Here is a 16972-nt window from a genome sequence, read left to right as displayed (position 1 = left end):
CGCCTAATGGGTTTAATGCGCAGCATTTAATCAATACCTGATACTCTTTTAAACAAGATCCTCGCTTGATCATACGCTCAGAAGGCATTGATCAGCGATCTGCCCTCAAAAGAACTTTTATATAACCACCCACCGAAAGCATAAGTTACATATCCTGCATTTCGATTTTAAACAGGATTATAAACCAAACAAGTAATCACAATGCAGATTGTTTAGAATATACTAAAAAGATCCCTCTAATCTTGCCGGTTCTATGTAAGTTATCGCTTCAATGTGCTGTTCATCGACTTGTTTCAGCACCACTTTGATCAAACGAAATGCTTCCAAACCGTTGACATGCGTGCCTCCACAAGGAATACGTGCCGGAGCACCTTCATGTAAGTCACACACCCAGTAGCGAGAATCGGTTAGCGTCGTACCTTCACACTCAATATGAATTGAACTCGATAACGCTAACCACTGCATAAGCTGCTGGTTAGTGTTTTCCTCTATCAAATCTAGATCTTTTAGCACGTCATCACTATTTAATCCGCGCTTACGCAGTGTTTTTCCTAATCGATACAAATCCGTTGAACAATCTGGGGTTACAAAACTGGAGATTTGAGCATAGCTGTTGAAATCAAAATACCCATGTGGATCTTTACGGTCTGCATCTTTACGCCAGTAGTTCTGAGCCAATACCTTATTCAGCGCTAAGTAAGCAAGATGGCCGGCACTATGCCCTCGGCTTAAACTTGCCTGATATTGAGCATCCACCACCAATTTAACGCTCTCACCCACTTTAAGTGCAGGTGGCATTGAGTTTAGGCGGTGTACAACCACAAATAACCAACCACTCTCGTCACGTTTTACGGGAATGTCATTTCCTACGTATAAATGGCCGGATGCTTGTTCAATCACGCCCACTAAACAAGCAGTAACGGGGTATTCGTTACCTTGCCAGATAAGTACACCGCGATCTGCCGGGTGATCTGGCCAGATATGACTGACTGGGTGAAATGGGGTTTTATCTGTCACCACATCAACCCCAGCAGAATGGGGTTGGCACAGCATAATTTGAGTATCAAGGGCGGTAATCCCTTGTGGAAAAGTGACTTCTGTTGCGCAATAGCTCATGCAATAACAATCCTTTAAAAACAAAAAAGCCCAAGTAAACTTGGGCTTTATAAATTATTTTCTGCGGTTTTTCACCATGCTCATCAAGCGCTTACGTTGTCGCTCTTGTGAGAGGGTCATTTTATTCGTCTTACCTTCAAATGGGTTTTCGCTATTTTGGAACTGGATACGAATCGGGGTACCCATGATTTCTAGCGATTTACGGTAATAGTTCATCAAATAACGCTTGTATGAATCTGGCAGCTCGTTCACTTGGTTACCGTGGATAACGATGATCGGTGGGTTGTAACCACCCGCGTGTGCATATTTCAATTTCACACGACGGCCGCGCACCATAGGCGGCTGATGATCATCGGTGGCCATTTTCATAATACGAGTCAGTACAGACGTTCCCACACGCGTGGTTGCAGAGCGATACGCTTCTTGCACCGATTCAAACAAGTGACCGACACCTGTGCCATGCAGTGCAGAAATAAAGTGGATGCGTGCAAAATCAACGAAACCCAGTCGACGATCGAGCTCTTTCTTCACGTGTTCTTTGACATCAAGACTCAAACCATCCCATTTATTCACCGCAATCACGATGGAGCGGCCAGAATTTAGAGCAAAACCAAGCAGGCTAAGATCTTGATCGGAGATGTTCTCACGCGCATCGACCACCAACAATACCACGTTAGCATCTTCAATCGCTTGTAAGGTTTTGACTACCGAGAACTTCTCAACGGTTTCATTGATACGCTTACGGCGACGCACGCCCGCAGTATCAATCAACACATATTCACGCTCATCACGTTTCATTGGGATGTAGATAGAGTCACGCGTGGTTCCCGGCATATCGTAAACCACCACTCGCTCTTCACCCAGAATGCGGTTAGTCAGTGTTGATTTACCCACGTTTGGACGACCGATGATCGCCAGTTTAATCGGCAAGTCTTGCAGGCGCTTGTATTCGGCTTCTGCTTCTTCTTCGCTATACTCTAGCTGCTCTTCTTCTGGATCTTCTTCGTTGGTCAGATCTTCAAGTTGAGCTTGCTCAGATTCCATTTGCTCAGCAAACGGATTCAGCGCACGGTCAATCAATGCGCCCACACCACGGCCATGCGCGGCGGCGATCTGGTACATCTGATCCATACCGAGTTGCCAGAACTCCGCCGAAGCGGCATCCGCATCGATTCCGTCAACTTTGTTCACAACCAAAATTGCTGGCTTTTCAATACGGCGCAGATGCTGAGCAATCGCTTCATCTGCGACCGTCAGACCCGCGCGGCCATCTACCATAAACAGCACCACATCAGCTTCATCAATCGCAGCGAGCGATTGCTGTGCCATTTTGGTCTCAACGCCTTCTTCAGAGCCATCGATACCGCCGGTATCGATCACGATAAATTCGTGCTCACCCAACTTAGCTTGACCGTATTTACGATCACGAGTTAAACCAGGAAAATCCGCAACTAATGCGTCCCGCGTGCGAGTGAGTCGATTAAACAGCGTCGATTTACCGACGTTTGGACGCCCAACAAGAGCAACAACAGGTACCATAACAACCTCTACAAAATGTCATCTTATGTAGTTATAGGTAAACACTCTGTCACAAGCGCTAAATTTTTACCTATAACCACTTTATGTATCACCATGATGGTGGAGTGCAGACCGCTCCCCATAATTGGGAGCCGCTAGCAATAAAACGGCTCCTAACTGTTTCCAGCCAGGAGCCGCGTGTGAATCATATCACAGTTTATTGTTGAATCGTCAGCTTCTTTATTTGACCATCACGAGTAACAATCACGTAACCGTCATTCAAAACCAGCGGGCCGACCGCAAAGCCGCTGTCGTTAACCAGTTGCTGAGCAACAAACTCACCGCTATTACGGTCAATCCAATGCAAGTAGCCTTCAGCATCCCCTACCACCACATAGTCACCAACCATTTTCGGTGCAGTAAGCAAGCGGTGTTCCAACTGGGTATTGTTCCAAATTTCGGTTCCGCTGCGTGTATCTACCGCCACCAAATGGTCTTTATCGGTCACCAAGTAGAGACGGCTTCCATCCGTTGCAAGATCGGTGGCAGAAGAATAATTACGCTTCCAAACTGGCTGACCAGAACGTAAGTCAATAGCGATCAGTTGGCCATTAAACCCAACCGTAAACAGCGTACCACCGATGACCAAGGGAGAAGCATCTACATCCACCAAGCGATCGATTTCTGTCGCCCCTTTTGGCTGCCCTACTGGCTGTTGCCAAATCAATTGGCCACGTTCGGCAATCGCAGCAGCCAGACGACCACTAGGGGTTCCCCAGAACACGCCACCCGAAACCGCGGTCGGACGGCTATCACCACGCAATGTTAAGTTAGGAACTTCAGTGCTTATCGTCCATTTTTGCGCGCCATCTTCTTGATTGAGCGCAATCAAAGCACCACGGCTGGTATTCACGATCACGATATTGTTGTCAGCAGCGGGAGCGGCAAGAATTTCACCTTCTACCACAGAGGCCCACAAAGGTTCCCCCGTTTCGGCGTCCAATGCATTGACGACACCATTTTCGCTACCAATAAACAATTTACCAAAAGCGGCAGTGATACCACCGGATAAGCGAGCGGATCCATTGACTTCCAGATCGGTAGTCCAAATCACTTTACCGTTTTGCGGATCAAGCGCTTTCACAACACCGTCACGGCTCGCCACATACACTTTGTCATAAGCGTAATCAGGAGCGAGTTTTGAAAAGTAATGACCAACACCGTTGCCGACCGAAGTACTCCATAACGTTTTAGGCGTAAACTCGCTTTTCACAATAGGGAGCGGCGCCATAATGACGTTTTCTTCTTCACTGGCACAACCTGCGAGCAGTGCTAAGACCCCCGCAGCAACCAACACTTGATTGAACAGCTTCTTCATCAGGGAGTGCCCTTACTTGGCCAGATCGTCCAGTTTCATTTGCAAAGTTTGGCTTGCATCATCGGCTTGCTGTGCTTCGGTATAAGCCGCATAAGCACCCGCGCTATCACCTTTACGCATCAGAATGTCGCCACGCAACTCTGCCACTCGACCAGCCCAAGATTTTTCTTGGATATTGCTTAGTTGAGTGAGCGCATCGTCAAATTGGCTTTGCTCGGCTTGTAGACGAGCAACGCGGAATGTCAGCAATGGTTTCAAGGCTGGATCTTGCGTTGCCCCTTTTGCCCATTCCAACTGAGCCAGAGCTTCGTCCAACTGACCCGCATCGACCTGTGCTTTGGCTAACTGCATCGCAGCGAGCACCGCGTATTCTGTTTCTTTATTCGCGTCAATAAAGGTTTGGATAGAACTTTCCGCGTCAGCACCTTTGGCAACCAGTGCATCCATCGCTTGACTGTAATTGTGTGAAGCGGCTTCTTGAGCGGCGACCACCGTATCTTGGTAATAACGCCAACCAAATAGGCCACCAAGACCAATCACAGCACCAAAGATCACGGCTTTGCCATTCTCTTTCCACCAATCTTTGATCGCTTCAACTTGTTGTTCTTCAGTATCGTAGAGTTCCACTTCCTGTCCTCTTATTTAAAACGTGCTGCGGGAGAATTACGCTAAATGAGCCAATAATTGAGCTACTTCAGCTTGAGCAACAGTGCTCTGTTCGCCACCCGCTAAATCTTTAACTACTACGGTTTGAGCGGCGACTTCATCTTCACCCAATACCAATGCAATGGCTGCGCCCACTTTATCCGCGCGTTTAAATTGCTTTTTAAAATTGCCCCCACCAAAGTGAGTCATCACGCGCAGACCCGGCACTTGTTCACGCAGTTGTTCAGCGAGTTTCATTCCCGCCATCATAGTGCCTTCACCCGCGGTCACCATGTACACATCCACGCTACGACGAACTTCGGTATTACCCAAGGTTTCCATCATCAGCACTAAACGCTCTAGGCCCATAGCGAAACCTACCGCAGGAGTTGGTTTACCGCCGAGTTGCTCAACCAGGCCATCATAGCGACCACCGCCACAAACGGTACCTTGTGAACCCAGACTTTCGGTGATCCACTCAAAAACCGTGCGGTTGTAGTAATCAAGGCCGCGTACCAAACGCTGATTAACCGTGTATTCGATGCCTGCGGCATCCAGAAGTTCACACAAACCTGCAAAATGTTGTTTTGATTCAGCATCCAAATAATCAGACAACTGTGGTGCATCACCCAGAATCGCCTGCACATCGGGATTTTTTGAATCCAATACACGCAGCGGGTTGGTGTACATACGGCGTTTGCAATCTTCATCCAGCACATTTTGGTACTGTTCTAGATATTCAATTAAAGCGCTACGGTAATTGGCACGCGCTTCTAGTGAACCAATTGAGTTCAGCTCCAAACGAACATGTTCAGCGATACCCAGTTCACGCCACAGGCGTGCGGTCATCATGATCAGTTCTGCATCCACATCTGGACCATCTAAACCAAACACTTCCACACCACACTGATGGAATTGGCGGTAACGGCCTTTCTGTGGGCGCTCATGGCGGAACATCGGTCCCATGTACCACAGGCGCTGTTCTTGGTTATACAGCAAGCCATTTTCGATACCGGAACGCACACAGCCTGCCGTGCCTTCAGGACGCAGTGTTAAGCTGTCACCGTTGCGATCTTCAAAGGTGTACATCTCTTTTTCCACAACATCGGTGACTTCACCAATCGCGCGGCTAAACAGATGGGTCATCTCAACGATAGGCATACGAACTTCGCTGTAACCGTAAGCGCTGATTACATTTTTCACCACGCCTTCCACTTTTTGCCAAAGTGGAGACTGGGTTGGGAGGCAATCGTTCATGCCTCGGATTGCTTGAATAGTTTTTGCCACAATTCTTACCGTAATATCGTTGAGATTAATCTTGTTCTATTTGCTGGATATTGATGCGATTTTTTTCGTCCAGTTGCGCCGCTTTCGCGCGAATTTTTGCTTCCAATTGAGCAACCAGATCATCGTTATCAAATCGCTCTTTCTGGCGTACGCCATCTTCATAGAACGCGCTTTTCTTATTGCTGCCCGCTAAACCTAAGTGAGAAACTTCCGCCTCACCTGGGCCATTCACCACGCAACCAATGATCGACACATCCATCGGTGTCAGCACATCTTCGAGACGTTGCTCCAGTGCGTTGACCGTGCCAATCACATCGAATTCCTGACGTGAACAACTTGGACAAGCAATAAAGTTGATGCCACGCGAACGAATGCGCAGCGATTTTAAAATATCGAAGCCGACTTTGATTTCTTCAACCGGATCAGCCGCTAGCGAAATACGCAGCGTATCGCCGATACCTTCGGCAAGCAGCATACCAAGGCCAACTGCCGATTTAACAGAACCAGCACGCGCGCCACCGGCTTCAGTGATCCCTAAATGCAGAGGTTGATCGATCTTTTTCGCCAATAGGCGATAAGATTCCACCGCGAGGAACACATCCGAAGCTTTTACGCTAACTTTGAACTGATCAAAGTTGAGACGATCGAGGATATCAACATGACGCATCGCCGACTCAACCAGAGCTTCAGGCGTGGGTTCTCCGTACTTAAGCTGGAGATCTTTTTCCAGCGAACCACCGTTGACCCCAATACGAATTGGTATGCCTTTATCACGTGCGCAATCGACAACTGAGCGGATCCGCTCTTCATTACCGATATTGCCGGGGTTGATGCGCAAACAATCCACACCGTATTCCGCTACTTTCAGAGCAATACGATAATCAAAATGAATATCAGCCACCAAAGGGACAGAAACTTGTTGTTTGATAAGCTTGAAGGCTTCAGCGGCTTCCATCGTTGGGATAGAAACACGCACAATATCCGCACCCACTTTTTCCAAAGACTTGATCTGCGCAACCGTGGCAGCCACGTCTGTGGTTCGAGTATTGGTCATGGACTGTACGGCGATGGGTGCACCATCACCAATAGGAACGTTGCCCACATAGATACGTTTCGAAGGGCGACGCTTGATAGGAGACTCATGTTGCATAGACATTTTTCTAAGGTAGGGTCAATCTTGCTACTTTGCCGGAAGTATACCCAGAAAGGTCGACGGGTTCACTCGCTAATGTGATTGATACGCCCTCTGGCGCACCAAGCACCACTTTATAAGGACGTAAACCATTCAAACTAATACTCTGCCCTGCCGTTTTCACCCCTGTTGATAAGGTTTTACCGGTGGCATCTTTCACTTGGATCCAGCAGTCGGCAGAAAAATTCAGCACTAGCGGTGCTGAAACATTTTCACTAGAACTAACCTCTGGTTCAGCTTGAGCGGCAGGGGCTGCTGGAGTTGTTGATACGACTTCAGGTTGTACCACAGGAGGAGCGACCGCTGTTGTTTCTACGACAACAGGAGCTTCAGTGGTCACTTCAGCTTCATTTGAGGTTGAAGGCGCCTGTTCATTACCCTCTGTTGGTTGTGGTTCTTCCATCAGTGGCGTTTCTTCACTCGGCGGCGCACTATTTTGTAAATCATTCAGTGGTGGAACCGTCGCAAATTCTTCATTAGCGATATTCTCCTCTTCCACGGGCTGAGCATCCGGCGTAGTAGTCGGTTCAATCACCATCTGCGGGGGAATTAAGCTGTTTTTTTGGCTGTTCTGCCACCACCATAAGGTGGACATTCCGACAATCACGGCAAAGACGACCCAAGTAATGATCATAATGCGTGTATCATGCAGCTGACGTTTGGTTTTCTTAGAAAAACTTTTCATGTCAGGTTGTGTAGGTGGCTGCTGACAGTAACTATCATCAAAAGCGCACAAGATATCAGACTCACGAATCCCCACCGCCTTTGCATAAGAGCGTAAGTAACCACGCGTGAATGTTGCGACTTGACCATCTTCAAAACGGTTTTCTTCAATGCTTTGGATAATCGACAGACGTAATCGAAGGCGATCGGCAACTTGGCGCTGAGTCAGCCCCAGATCTTCGCGCTTTTGTTTCAGCAACGTACCTGGCGCTACTTTTTCAATCACTTGTTCGTTGATGTCGGTTTGGTTGTGGTCTTGTTGTTCAGTAGTCATCCGTAATTTCAATCTCTTAGTCAGGACTAAGCGGCTTAAGTCGCTCACTTTTATTTTTCATTATAGGTAGTGAGATGACAGCTTAGCTTAATCGGTGCAATCAGTTAGCGCTTCGCTTCGGTATAGCTCAAATCAAGTTTGAGAAATTTGCCCCATTCTAATAGATATTGTTGACTAAACAATAAAGAAATGGCCAATAAATCACAGTTAGTTCAAGGTTTTTCTTCGATTTGACATTTAGAGGCGGCAATTTGTTGCTATGTTAAGCAAAAATAAAGCCAGAGAAATGTCTCTAATGCCGATCAGTTAAGACTTTAATCGGCAGATCAGTTGAACGATCCTGCCTGTATGTAAAAATCCGGTAGACCCTGTTTATCGGATTTTTTTATGCACGTTTCTCAAGCCCTCGACATCATCAACAGTTATAAACCCAATCACGTTGAAACACTCGCAGACCTCCTGCCCATTGAACTCATCAATAGTGCTTATCAGCTTACGGATACCGTGACTCTAAGAAAACGAAAGCTCACTTTAGAGTCGATGGCATGGTTACTGGTTGGCATGGCTATCTATAACGATAAATCCATGGCTGACATTGTAAATATGCTCGATATTGTTGACCGCACAGGCAAGCCATTCGTTGCTCCAAGTGCATTAACACAGCGAAGAAAAAACCTTGGTGAGTCAGCGGCTAAAGCGCTCTTTGAGTGTACGCAACGTCATTGGTTCAAACAGGCTAACTTACCAAACTGGAACGGACTTACGTTACTGGGTGTTGATGGGGTTTTATGGCGAACAGAAGACTCAAAAGATAACGCTGAAGCGTTTGCTAAGCCCACTAATCGGGATGGTAAAGAAACACAGTACCCACAGGTACGTATGGTCTGTCAGATGGAGCTGAGCAGTCACTTAATCACAGGCAGCGCTTTTGGCTGTTATACCGTTAATGAAATGAAGCTGGCAGAGCAGCTTATCGACACAACCCCCGATAACAGCTTAACGCTCTTCGACAAAGGCTTTTACTCCCTAGGTTTACTTCAAGCATGGTGTTCGCAAGGCATCAATCGACATTGGCTTATCCCCATGAAAAAAGGGCTGATTTATGAAGTTGTTCAGTCTTTTGGCCGACAAGATAAACTGATAAAACTGAAGAGTAACCCGCAAGCGCGTAAGAAATGGCCAGAGCTAGAAGAAGAGGTAGTGGTACGTTTAATCACGAGAGCTAAAGAGGGGAAACAATACGATGTTCTCACCTCAATGGTTGACCCGATGCGTTATCCGAAATCAGATATAGTCGGTTTATATGAATACCGTTGGGAAATTGAACAGGGGTACCGAGAGCAAAAGCAATACATGCTTGGTAACCGTCTTACACTGCGAAGCCGACTCCCAGAGCTGGTGAGACAAGAGCTCTGGGGAATACTCCTGACATACAACTTAGTCAGATATCAAATGGTGCAGATGTGTAATACGTTGAATGGAGACTACTTGCCATACCAACTGAGCTTCAATGGAGCCTTAGCCCACATCATGCGCCTAATAGTGGGACTTCCCTACTCGTCACCAGGAGCAATACCAAGGCAACTGCAAAACTTCTACGCAATGAGTGGAAGCTTAATACTTGAGCCAAGGCGAGAAAGAGCCTTCCCTAGAGTCGTGAAGAAGAAGCCAAGCCGATACCCTAGAAAATACAATGCCGCTCACCTTAAGTGAACGGCATTAGAGAAATGTCTCTGGCTTATCTCGTAGGTAAGTTACAGCGTTTTCACAGGGATGGCTTGCGCATCAAATTGCTTGCTCTTAGTCCGTTTGGTGCGGTCAATGACATCCCCCACCAACTGGCCACAAGCGGCGTCAATATCATCACCACGTGTCTTACGGATCGTTACCGTATGTTCATACTGCATCAAAGTTTTTTGGAAACGATCGATGCGTGAATTACTTGGCTTCTTGTAGGGTGAGCCCGGATACGGGTTAAACGGGATCAAGTTAATTTTACAAGGCGTACCTTTCATGAGCTCAGCGAGTTCATGGGCATGCTCAGTTCCGTCGTTTACATGATCCAGCAGCACATACTCCACGGTCACCTTGCCACGGTTGGCATTCGATGATGCGATATAGCGACGTACTGTGGCTAAAAATTCTTGGATATTCCAGCGATCATTGATCGGCATAATTTGGCTGCGCAGCTCATCATTTGGCGCATGCAATGAGATGGCGAGTGCCACATCAATTTGGCCGATCATCTGCTCTAAACCAGAAACCACACCGGAGGTGGAAACCGTTACGCGGCGCTTAGACAGACCAAAGCCGAGATCATCAAGCATAATCTCTAACGCAGGGATGAGGTTTTTCATGTTGAGCAGAGGCTCACCCATACCCATCATGACCACGTTAGTGATGGGGCGACGTCCAGTTTCTTTCTCTAGGCCGATTTCACGTGCTGCACGCCAAACCTGACCAATGATTTCTGAAACGCGTAGGTTACGGTTAAAGCCTTGCTGAGCCGTTGAGCAGAATTTACATTCCAACGCACAACCCACTTGGGAAGAAACACACAAGGTCGCGCGGTCTTCTTCTGGGATATACACCGTTTCAACATCCTGATCCCCCACACGCATTGCCCATTTGATGGTGCCATCGGCTGAGTGTTGCGCTGCCGATACGTAGGGTGCACGGATCTCACACTTCGCTTTGAGCTTTTCGCGGAGTTGTTTGTTGATGTTGTTCATTTGATCGAAGTCATCACAACCAAAGTGATAAATCCACTTCATGACCTGTTCGGCACGAAACGCTTTCTCACCCAGCTCTTCGGCAAAAAACGTACGTAAACCCTTGCGGTCAAAATCGAGTAGATTGATTTTTTCTGTGGTCATGGTGCCTCTCAAGAAGACGGAACAGTAATTAAGGGCGCGAATTGTACAGCCTTTATGCAGCAACAACAAGGGCTGCAAAACCGTGTCTTTTCTAAGGCATTAATTCTTGTTCGGTTGTTTTTTATGCAAAATTTAGGCTCCACATCGGGAGCCTAAATAGATCTATTCAAAGGCTATGGACGAGGGCAGATTTCTGACTCTGGAAAGAAGAATTCAATTTCACGAGCGGCCGATGCTGGGCTATCACTGCCGTGTACTGAGTTATAGCGCATGCTCAGTGCATAATCGGCACGCAGCGTACCGCAAGCCGCTTCTTCCGGGTTGGTTTTTCCCATCAATTCACGGTAGCGTGCAATGGCGTTTTCACCTTCCAACACTTGCACCATGATCGGACCTGAAGTCATAAATTCTTTCAGGGGTTCGAAAAAGGGTTTGCCTTCGTGCTCAGCGTAAAAGCCGCTTGCTTGCTCTTCAGACAAGTGAACCATTTTCGCTGCAATGATCTGTAAACCGGCTTTTTCGATACGATGGTAAATCTCACCAATCAAGTTACGCTTCACCGCATCCGGTTTAATGATCGAAAATGTTCTTTCTAGAGCCATAAAATTTCCTTTTGTTTATTGTGCTTGTTTTAATTCTCTTAATAAAAACAAGGCAGCTTTACAAGCTGCCTTTGAATTTATGCTTGCTGCATCATAATTCGTGCGAGCATTTTCACGCCCATGCCCGTCGCTCCGGCAGCCCATTTATCGCTGGCTGACTTGCGATACGTGGCTGAACAGTCAAAGTGCAACCAACCTTTTTGGTAGCCTTCGACAAAGTAAGAGAGGAACGCCGCTGCGGTACTGGCTCCTGGCGTATAATCGCCATTACTGATGTTCGACAGATCCGCAAAGTTAGAAGGCAGCATTTCACGGTGGAATTCAGCCAGAGGCAGAGCCCACAGCGCTTCATTCTCTTCTTTTGCCGCAACCAATGCTTGTTGGCTCAGTGACTCATCATAAGAAAGCAGTGCGTGGTAATCATTACCCAACGCGTTTTTCGCCGCACCGGTTAAAGTTGCACAATCGATGATCAGTTGTGGGTTTTGCTCGCTAGCGTAGATAAGGCCATCCGCTAGCACCAAACGCCCTTCCGCATCGGTGTTCATGATTTCAACGGTTTTGCCATTTTTGTAGGTGATGATGTCACCAAGCTTCAACGCACGACCTGAGACCATGTTTTCCGCACAGCAAAGGATCAGTTTCACACGCTTATTGAAACCGCGCATGATCGCTAAGCCCAAAGCGCCCGTGATCATACCTGAGCCGCCCATGTCTGATTTCATGGCTGACATCATATTGGAAGGCTTCAAGCTGTAACCACCTGAGTCGAAAGTAATGCCTTTACCCACTAAACACGCGAACACCGGTGCGTTTTCATCGCCCGTTGGGTTGTAATCCAGTTGCAGCATGGCAGAAGTGCGTTCAGAGCCACGACCGACAGCGTAAATGCCTTCCCAACCTTCGGTGAGCAGATCTTTGTCTTTCACGATACGGTAAGAAACATGTTCCGGCGCGAGAGACTTGATGAATTCTGCAGCCATCGTCGCCAGTTGGCGTGGCGCCACTTCTTCTGCGCTTTTGTTGATAATATCGCGCGTCCAGTCGGTCGCTTTAATGCGAGCTTCCAGCTCAGCTTGTTCAGCAGAAGCTAACGCTTTCCACTCAACCGTATTGCGTTTTTTCGCATCGCGGTAACCTTGATAGAAAGCCCAAATGCTCTCCAAATCCCAACCTTCTCCAGCCAGGAATACCGTGCGGATACCTTGATTATCTAACTTACGAGCTGCGCGTTGGATCGCGCTGAAATCTTGTGCTTGAGCCAAGTGAATGGTTGCACCTTGCTCTGCAAAGGAAATGAGCGCTTTCTCTCCCCACTGAGGCTGGGCAGCTTGAGTGCTCAAAAATACAGACATCTGTGTAGACATGGTTTCTCCTTGTCTTAAATATTGGCTTTGCCTGTGCCATCTCATTAAATCGCCACGATGTTAGCATTATGTCGTGACAAAATGTCAAACGAATAAAAAAACGGACCAAGTGGTCCGCATTTTTTGATAAGAATTGTTAACTCTGTGAGGTTTCTGGTTATTCAAACTCGTCCATCCAGCACAGAATCACCGCTTCGAGGATTTTTTCGTTGGAATGATTCGGATCATCTGCAAAATCTTCCAACTCCATAATCCAACGATGCAGATCGGTAAAACGTACGGTTTTGGGATCGACATCGGGAAACTTATCACACAACTCAATCGCGATATCGCGCGAATCTGTCCATTTCATGATTGACCTTCCGATTGGTTATGCCTCGGCCTTCACCGAGGCTGAGAATTAATGATCTTCTGACGCGTGGTTCAGGGTGTATTTCGGGATCTCGACCACGAGATCTTCATCCGCCACGCGAGCCTGACAGCTGAGACGAGATTCTGGCTCAAGACCCCACGCTTTATCCAGCATATCGTCTTCCAGCTCATCACTCTCTTCCAGTGAATCAAACCCTTCACGAACGATACAGTGGCAAGTGGTGCAAGCGCACGATTTCTCACACGCATGCTCAATGGCGATACCATTTTTGAGTGCCACATCCAAAATCGTTTCCCCGGTTTGCGCTTCTAACACTGCGCCTTCCGGGCAAAGGGTTTCATGAGGCAAAACAATAATCTTAGGCATGTTGGTAGTCTCTTCAAATCTCGTCAACGGAGTGGCCAGCCAGTGCGCTACGAATCGATTTATCCATTCGTTTTGACGCAAAATCTTGGCTTGCTTTATCTGTGTCTTTTATTCCTTGCTCAATGGCATCCGCATTATCGCCATTGCGCAGTTCAATCAATCGCTCGATCGCTTGTAGTAAAATGTGGCGCTCTTGCTCTGTGAGCAGCTCGTCACCATCCGCTTGCAGTGCAGAGATCAAACCTTCAATCACGCGATCGGCTTCCACACGCTGCTCAGCCAACGCACGCGCCAGCATGTCCTCTTTAGCATAAGCCATTGAGTCTTTCAGCATCTGAGCAACTTCATCATCACTCAAACCGTAGGAAGGCTTCACCTGAATTTCCGCCTGCACACCGGTACTTTTTTCCAGTGCGGTCACGGAAAGCAGACCATCTGCATCCACTTGGTAAGTCACGCGAATATGCGCTGCGCCCGCCGCCATCGGCGGAATGCCTTTTAGTGAAAAACGAGCCAGCGAACGGCAGTCATCGACCATTTCACGCTCACCTTGCACCACATGCACGCTCATTGCCGTTTGCCCATCTTTGAAGGTGGTAAACTCTTGCGCACGCGCTACAGGAATCGTGGTATTGCGTGGAATGATTTTTTCCACCAAACCGCCCATGGTTTCAATGCCCAAAGACAGTGGGATCACATCCAACAGCAACATTTCTGCATCCGGCTTATTGCCTGCAAGAATGTCCGCCTGAATCGCCGCACCAATCGCGACCACTTCATCAGGGTTAATGCTAGTCAGTGGCGTGCGGCCAAAAAACTCACCCACTTGCTCGCGCACAAACGGCGTGCGGGTTGAACCACCTACCATCACCACTTCGAGCACTTCATCCGCTTCCACATCGGCATCTTTCAACGCACGACGACAAGCAAGCAGCGTCTTTTTCACCAATGGAGCAATCAGGTTTTCCAACTCTTCACGAGTGAGAGTACCTTGCCAGCCAAGCACATCAAGCTCAGCTGTCATATGTTCAGTCAGATCAATTTTGGCTTGGGTCGAAGCATTAATCAGCGTGCGATGTTGCTCCGCCGTTAAGCTCGTAAGTCCGATTTGTGCTTGCAGGTGATCGGCGATCAGGTGGTCAAAGTCATCACCGCCCAATGCAGAATCACCACCAGTCGCGAGCACTTCAAATACGCCGCGAGAGAGACGTAAAATCGAAATATCAAACGTACCGCCGCCCAAATCGTAAACCGCAATCACCCCTTCTTGGCCTGAGTCCAAGCCATAAGCAATCGCCGCTGCGGTAGGTTCGTTGAGTAAACGCAGCACATGCAAACCCGCTAACGCCGCGGCATCTTTGGTGGCAACGCGCTGCGCATCATCGAAATACGCAGGAACAGTAATGACCACACCCGCTAAATCGCCGCCCAAAGTGGCCGTCGCGCGTTCTGCTAAGGCTTTCAAAATATCCGCAGAAATCTGAATGGGGTTTTTGTCACCTTGCGCGGTTTGCACAATTGGCAAACCTTTTTCGCTTGCTTTAAAGCGGTAAGGCAGGTGAGGATAACGCTGATTAATGTCTTGCAGTGAACGTCCAAGCAGACGTTTTACCGAGATCACGGTGTTGTGCGGATCGGTTTCAGCTTGTTCACGAGCCGGATAACCCACTAGAGTTTCATCGGCGCCATAATTCACCACGGACGGAAGAATACTGCGCCCTTGGTTATCCACTAGTGTACTCGCGGTACCACTGCGCACAGAGGCCACCAAAGAATTCGTGGTACCTAAATCAATACCCGCAGCCAATTTATGCTGGTGTGGTGCCGAACTTTGACCCGGCTCTGCAATCTGAAGTAATGCCATCAGTTGTTCCTTTGAATCTTGAATTAGCCAAGCAGTTGGTCTTCGACTCGTTCTACTTCATTTTTGAGTTTGGCAATAAATTTAAGCTTTCTGACTTGGTCGGCCGCCGCTAGCCACTCACTCTGTGCTAAGAGTTGTTGCAACTGAGTCAGATAAGCGCGCTGCATTTTGGTCACTTTGTTGTCGAAATCCATCAATGCCGTTTCTGGCTCTGCATGCGATGTGACGGATTCCAACTCTTCACGCAGCTCCATCTGTTCCATTAGGAACATCGGATCTTGCAGCGTTTGCTGCTCGGAATTCATCTCAATACCTTGTAAAGACAAGAGATATTCTGCACGGCGCAGAGGTTCTTTCAGCGTTTGGTAAGCGTCATTAATTTGCGCTGCTTGCTGCACCGCCAGTAGGCGATCACGCTCAGAAGCGGTAGCAAAATTATCCGGATGGAATCGTTTTTGCAACGTTCTGAACTGAGAAGAAAGAAGGCTACCATCCAGTTCAAACTGAATCGGCAGCCCAAATAATTCAAAATAATTCATCTTGATAGCGGTCCTGTAATCGAGAAGTGTCTCGATGGTCAGTTACCGTTAAACGTTGAAGCTTTCACCACAACCACATTCGCTTTTGACATTTGGGTTGTTGAATTCAAAGCCTTCGTTTAACCCTTCTTTTTTGTAATCGAGTTGAGTGCCATCTAAATAGACCATGCTTTTGGTGTCAATGATCACTTTCACACCATGGCTTTCAAATACGTGGTCTTCTTCGTTGAGATCATCAACAAATTCGAGCACATACGCCATTCCGGAACACCCAGTCGTCTTGACGCCAAGACGTAAACCAAGGCCTTTTCCACGATTATCCAGAAAAGTTTTAACTCGGCTTGCTGCGGTTTCGCTAAGAGTGACGGCCATACTTCAACCTTATGATTTCAATAAATTAAAGGGTGGGAGCTGCGACAGCTCCCAAACGAATTAGTGTTGATGCTTTTTCTTGTAATCCGCAACGGCGGCTTTGATGGCATCTTCGGCTAGGATTGAGCAGTGAATTTTCACCGGCGGCAATTCGAGCTCTTCTGCGATTTCGCTGTTCTTGATGGCTGCCGCTTCATCAATGCTCTTGCCTTTCACCCACTCAGTCACTAGCGAGCTAGAAGCGATTGCGCTACCACAGCCGTAAGTTTTGAATTTTGCATCTTCGATGATGCCTTCTGGTGATACTTTGATCTGCAGACGCATTACGTCGCCACATGCCGGTGCACCAACCATGCCGCTGCCTACAGAAGGATCTTCTTTATCAAATGAACCAACGTTACGTGGGTTCTCGTAATGGTCAATGACCTTTTCGCTGTATGCCATGTTCGTTACCTCGAATCCTTTATAACCTTGGTGTGA

At 47.7% G+C, this 16972-nt stretch carries 17 protein-coding genes; 1 reads left to right on the top strand and 16 read right to left on the bottom strand.

Annotated features, from left to right (window positions below; genetic code table 11):
• Nucleotides 1-222 precede the first annotated feature (222 nt).
• The 7 genes from MKA69_RS07890 to rodZ all read right to left on the bottom strand — a co-directional run bounded on the left by MKA69_RS07890 (nucleotide 223) and on the right by rodZ (nucleotide 8133).
• Nucleotides 223-1116 (bottom strand): alanyl-tRNA editing protein, encoded by an 894-nt coding sequence (locus MKA69_RS07890; RefSeq protein WP_055033502.1) that lies wholly within the window; start codon nucleotides 1114-1116, stop codon nucleotides 223-225.
• A gap of 54 nt (nucleotides 1117-1170) precedes the next feature.
• Complete coding sequence (der, locus tag MKA69_RS07885) at nucleotides 1171-2655, bottom strand: ribosome biogenesis GTPase Der (RefSeq protein WP_000249401.1); 1485 nt, start codon at nucleotides 2653-2655, stop codon at nucleotides 1171-1173.
• Between the two features lie 196 nt (nucleotides 2656-2851).
• A complete protein-coding gene (bamB, locus tag MKA69_RS07880; RefSeq protein WP_000732724.1) occupies nucleotides 2852-4012 on the bottom strand; it encodes an outer membrane protein assembly factor BamB in 1161 nt (386 codons plus the stop codon).
• A 12-nt stretch (nucleotides 4013-4024) separates the two neighbouring features.
• Entirely contained in the window at nucleotides 4025-4639 is a 615-nt protein-coding gene (locus MKA69_RS07875) for a YfgM family protein (RefSeq protein ID WP_000424773.1), read from the bottom strand.
• A 36-nt stretch (nucleotides 4640-4675) separates the two neighbouring features.
• Nucleotides 4676-5944 (bottom strand): histidine--tRNA ligase, encoded by a 1269-nt coding sequence (hisS, locus tag MKA69_RS07870; protein ID WP_009355507.1) that lies wholly within the window; start codon nucleotides 5942-5944, stop codon nucleotides 4676-4678.
• A 25-nt stretch (nucleotides 5945-5969) separates the two neighbouring features.
• Nucleotides 5970-7094 (bottom strand): flavodoxin-dependent (E)-4-hydroxy-3-methylbut-2-enyl-diphosphate synthase, encoded by a 1125-nt coding sequence (gene ispG / locus MKA69_RS07865; protein ID WP_001163461.1) that lies wholly within the window; start codon nucleotides 7092-7094, stop codon nucleotides 5970-5972.
• 10 nt (nucleotides 7095-7104) lie between these two features.
• The gene (gene rodZ / locus MKA69_RS07860) at nucleotides 7105-8133 is read right to left on the bottom strand and encodes a cytoskeleton protein RodZ (protein WP_305847792.1); all 1029 of its coding nucleotides are present in this window, start codon (nucleotides 8131-8133) and stop codon (nucleotides 7105-7107) included.
• A gap of 387 nt (nucleotides 8134-8520) precedes the next feature.
• Between rodZ and MKA69_RS07855 the strand changes: the two genes are divergently transcribed.
• Nucleotides 8521-9846: an IS4 family transposase gene (locus MKA69_RS07855; RefSeq protein WP_305847582.1), complete on the top strand. Its 1326-nt coding sequence runs from the start codon at nucleotides 8521-8523 to the stop codon at nucleotides 9844-9846.
• 41 nt (nucleotides 9847-9887) lie between these two features.
• Here MKA69_RS07855 and MKA69_RS07850 read toward each other — a convergent pair whose 3' ends face one another.
• The 9 genes from MKA69_RS07850 to iscU form a co-directional block, all read right to left on the bottom strand.
• Entirely contained in the window at nucleotides 9888-11009 is a 1122-nt protein-coding gene (locus MKA69_RS07850) for a bifunctional tRNA (adenosine(37)-C2)-methyltransferase TrmG/ribosomal RNA large subunit methyltransferase RlmN (RefSeq protein ID WP_055031990.1), read from the bottom strand.
• 173 nt (nucleotides 11010-11182) lie between these two features.
• Entirely contained in the window at nucleotides 11183-11611 is a 429-nt protein-coding gene (gene ndk / locus MKA69_RS07845; RefSeq protein ID WP_001162850.1) for a nucleoside-diphosphate kinase, read from the bottom strand.
• Between the two features lie 77 nt (nucleotides 11612-11688).
• Entirely contained in the window at nucleotides 11689-12978 is a 1290-nt protein-coding gene (gene pepB, locus MKA69_RS07840) for an aminopeptidase PepB (protein WP_055028801.1), read from the bottom strand.
• A gap of 157 nt (nucleotides 12979-13135) precedes the next feature.
• On the bottom strand, nucleotides 13136-13330 hold the full coding sequence (gene iscX / locus MKA69_RS07835) for a Fe-S cluster assembly protein IscX (protein WP_055027527.1): 195 nt from the start codon (nucleotides 13328-13330) through the stop codon (nucleotides 13136-13138).
• Nucleotides 13331-13378: 48 nt separating this feature from the next.
• Entirely contained in the window at nucleotides 13379-13717 is a 339-nt protein-coding gene (gene fdx, locus MKA69_RS07830) for an ISC system 2Fe-2S type ferredoxin (RefSeq protein WP_001124187.1), read from the bottom strand.
• 13 nt (nucleotides 13718-13730) lie between these two features.
• The gene (hscA, locus tag MKA69_RS07825) at nucleotides 13731-15581 is read right to left on the bottom strand and encodes a Fe-S protein assembly chaperone HscA (RefSeq protein WP_305847790.1); all 1851 of its coding nucleotides are present in this window, start codon (nucleotides 15579-15581) and stop codon (nucleotides 13731-13733) included.
• Between the two features lie 23 nt (nucleotides 15582-15604).
• Nucleotides 15605-16120, bottom strand: coding sequence for a co-chaperone HscB (gene hscB / locus MKA69_RS07820; protein WP_305847789.1), 516 nt, complete (start codon nucleotides 16118-16120; stop codon nucleotides 15605-15607).
• Between the two features lie 48 nt (nucleotides 16121-16168).
• The gene (gene iscA, locus MKA69_RS07815) at nucleotides 16169-16492 is read right to left on the bottom strand and encodes an iron-sulfur cluster assembly protein IscA (protein ID WP_055028798.1); all 324 of its coding nucleotides are present in this window, start codon (nucleotides 16490-16492) and stop codon (nucleotides 16169-16171) included.
• 60 nt (nucleotides 16493-16552) lie between these two features.
• A complete protein-coding gene (iscU, locus tag MKA69_RS07810) occupies nucleotides 16553-16936 on the bottom strand; it encodes a Fe-S cluster assembly scaffold IscU (RefSeq protein WP_000331703.1) in 384 nt (127 codons plus the stop codon).
• Nucleotides 16937-16972: the final 36 nt, after the last annotated feature.

Source organism: Vibrio sp. AH4, from assembly GCF_030710545.1.
Taxonomy (GTDB): Bacteria; Pseudomonadota; Gammaproteobacteria; order Enterobacterales; family Vibrionaceae; genus Vibrio; species Vibrio metoecus.
The sequence above is the reverse complement of the archived record's forward strand: the minus strand, read 5'-3'. Positions and strand labels throughout refer to the sequence as shown.

Bases quoted from the DNA above. Each gene is read 5' to 3' on its own strand.
- MKA69_RS07850 (WP_055031990.1), bottom strand. From the start codon at position 11,009: ATGACCACAGAAAAAATCAATCTACTCGATTTTGACCGCAAGGGTTTA.
- bamB (WP_000732724.1), bottom strand. From the start codon at position 4,012: ATGAAGAAGCTGTTCAATCAAGTGTTGGTTGCTGCGGGGGTCTTAGCA.
- iscU (WP_000331703.1), bottom strand. From the start codon at position 16,936: ATGGCATACAGCGAAAAGGTCATTGACCATTACGAGAACCCACGTAAC.
- iscA (WP_055028798.1), bottom strand. From the start codon at position 16,492: ATGGCCGTCACTCTTAGCGAAACCGCAGCAAGCCGAGTTAAAACTTTT.
- hscB (WP_305847789.1), bottom strand. From the start codon at position 16,120: ATGAATTATTTTGAATTATTTGGGCTGCCGATTCAGTTTGAACTGGAT.
- MKA69_RS07890 (WP_055033502.1), bottom strand. From the start codon at position 1,116: ATGAGCTATTGCGCAACAGAAGTCACTTTTCCACAAGGGATTACCGCC.
- iscX (WP_055027527.1), bottom strand. From the start codon at position 13,330: ATGAAATGGACAGATTCGCGCGATATCGCGATTGAGTTGTGTGATAAG.
- rodZ (WP_305847792.1), bottom strand. From the start codon at position 8,133: ATGACTACTGAACAACAAGACCACAACCAAACCGACATCAACGAACAA.
- hscA (WP_305847790.1), bottom strand. From the start codon at position 15,581: ATGGCATTACTTCAGATTGCAGAGCCGGGTCAAAGTTCGGCACCACAC.
- pepB (WP_055028801.1), bottom strand. From the start codon at position 12,978: ATGTCTACACAGATGTCTGTATTTTTGAGCACTCAAGCTGCCCAGCCT.
- fdx (WP_001124187.1), bottom strand. From the start codon at position 13,717: ATGCCTAAGATTATTGTTTTGCCTCATGAAACCCTTTGCCCGGAAGGC.
- MKA69_RS07855 (WP_305847582.1), top strand. From the start codon at position 8,521: ATGCACGTTTCTCAAGCCCTCGACATCATCAACAGTTATAAACCCAAT.
- der (WP_000249401.1), bottom strand. From the start codon at position 2,655: ATGGTACCTGTTGTTGCTCTTGTTGGGCGTCCAAACGTCGGTAAATCG.
- ndk (WP_001162850.1), bottom strand. From the start codon at position 11,611: ATGGCTCTAGAAAGAACATTTTCGATCATTAAACCGGATGCGGTGAAG.
- ispG (WP_001163461.1), bottom strand. From the start codon at position 7,094: ATGCAACATGAGTCTCCTATCAAGCGTCGCCCTTCGAAACGTATCTAT.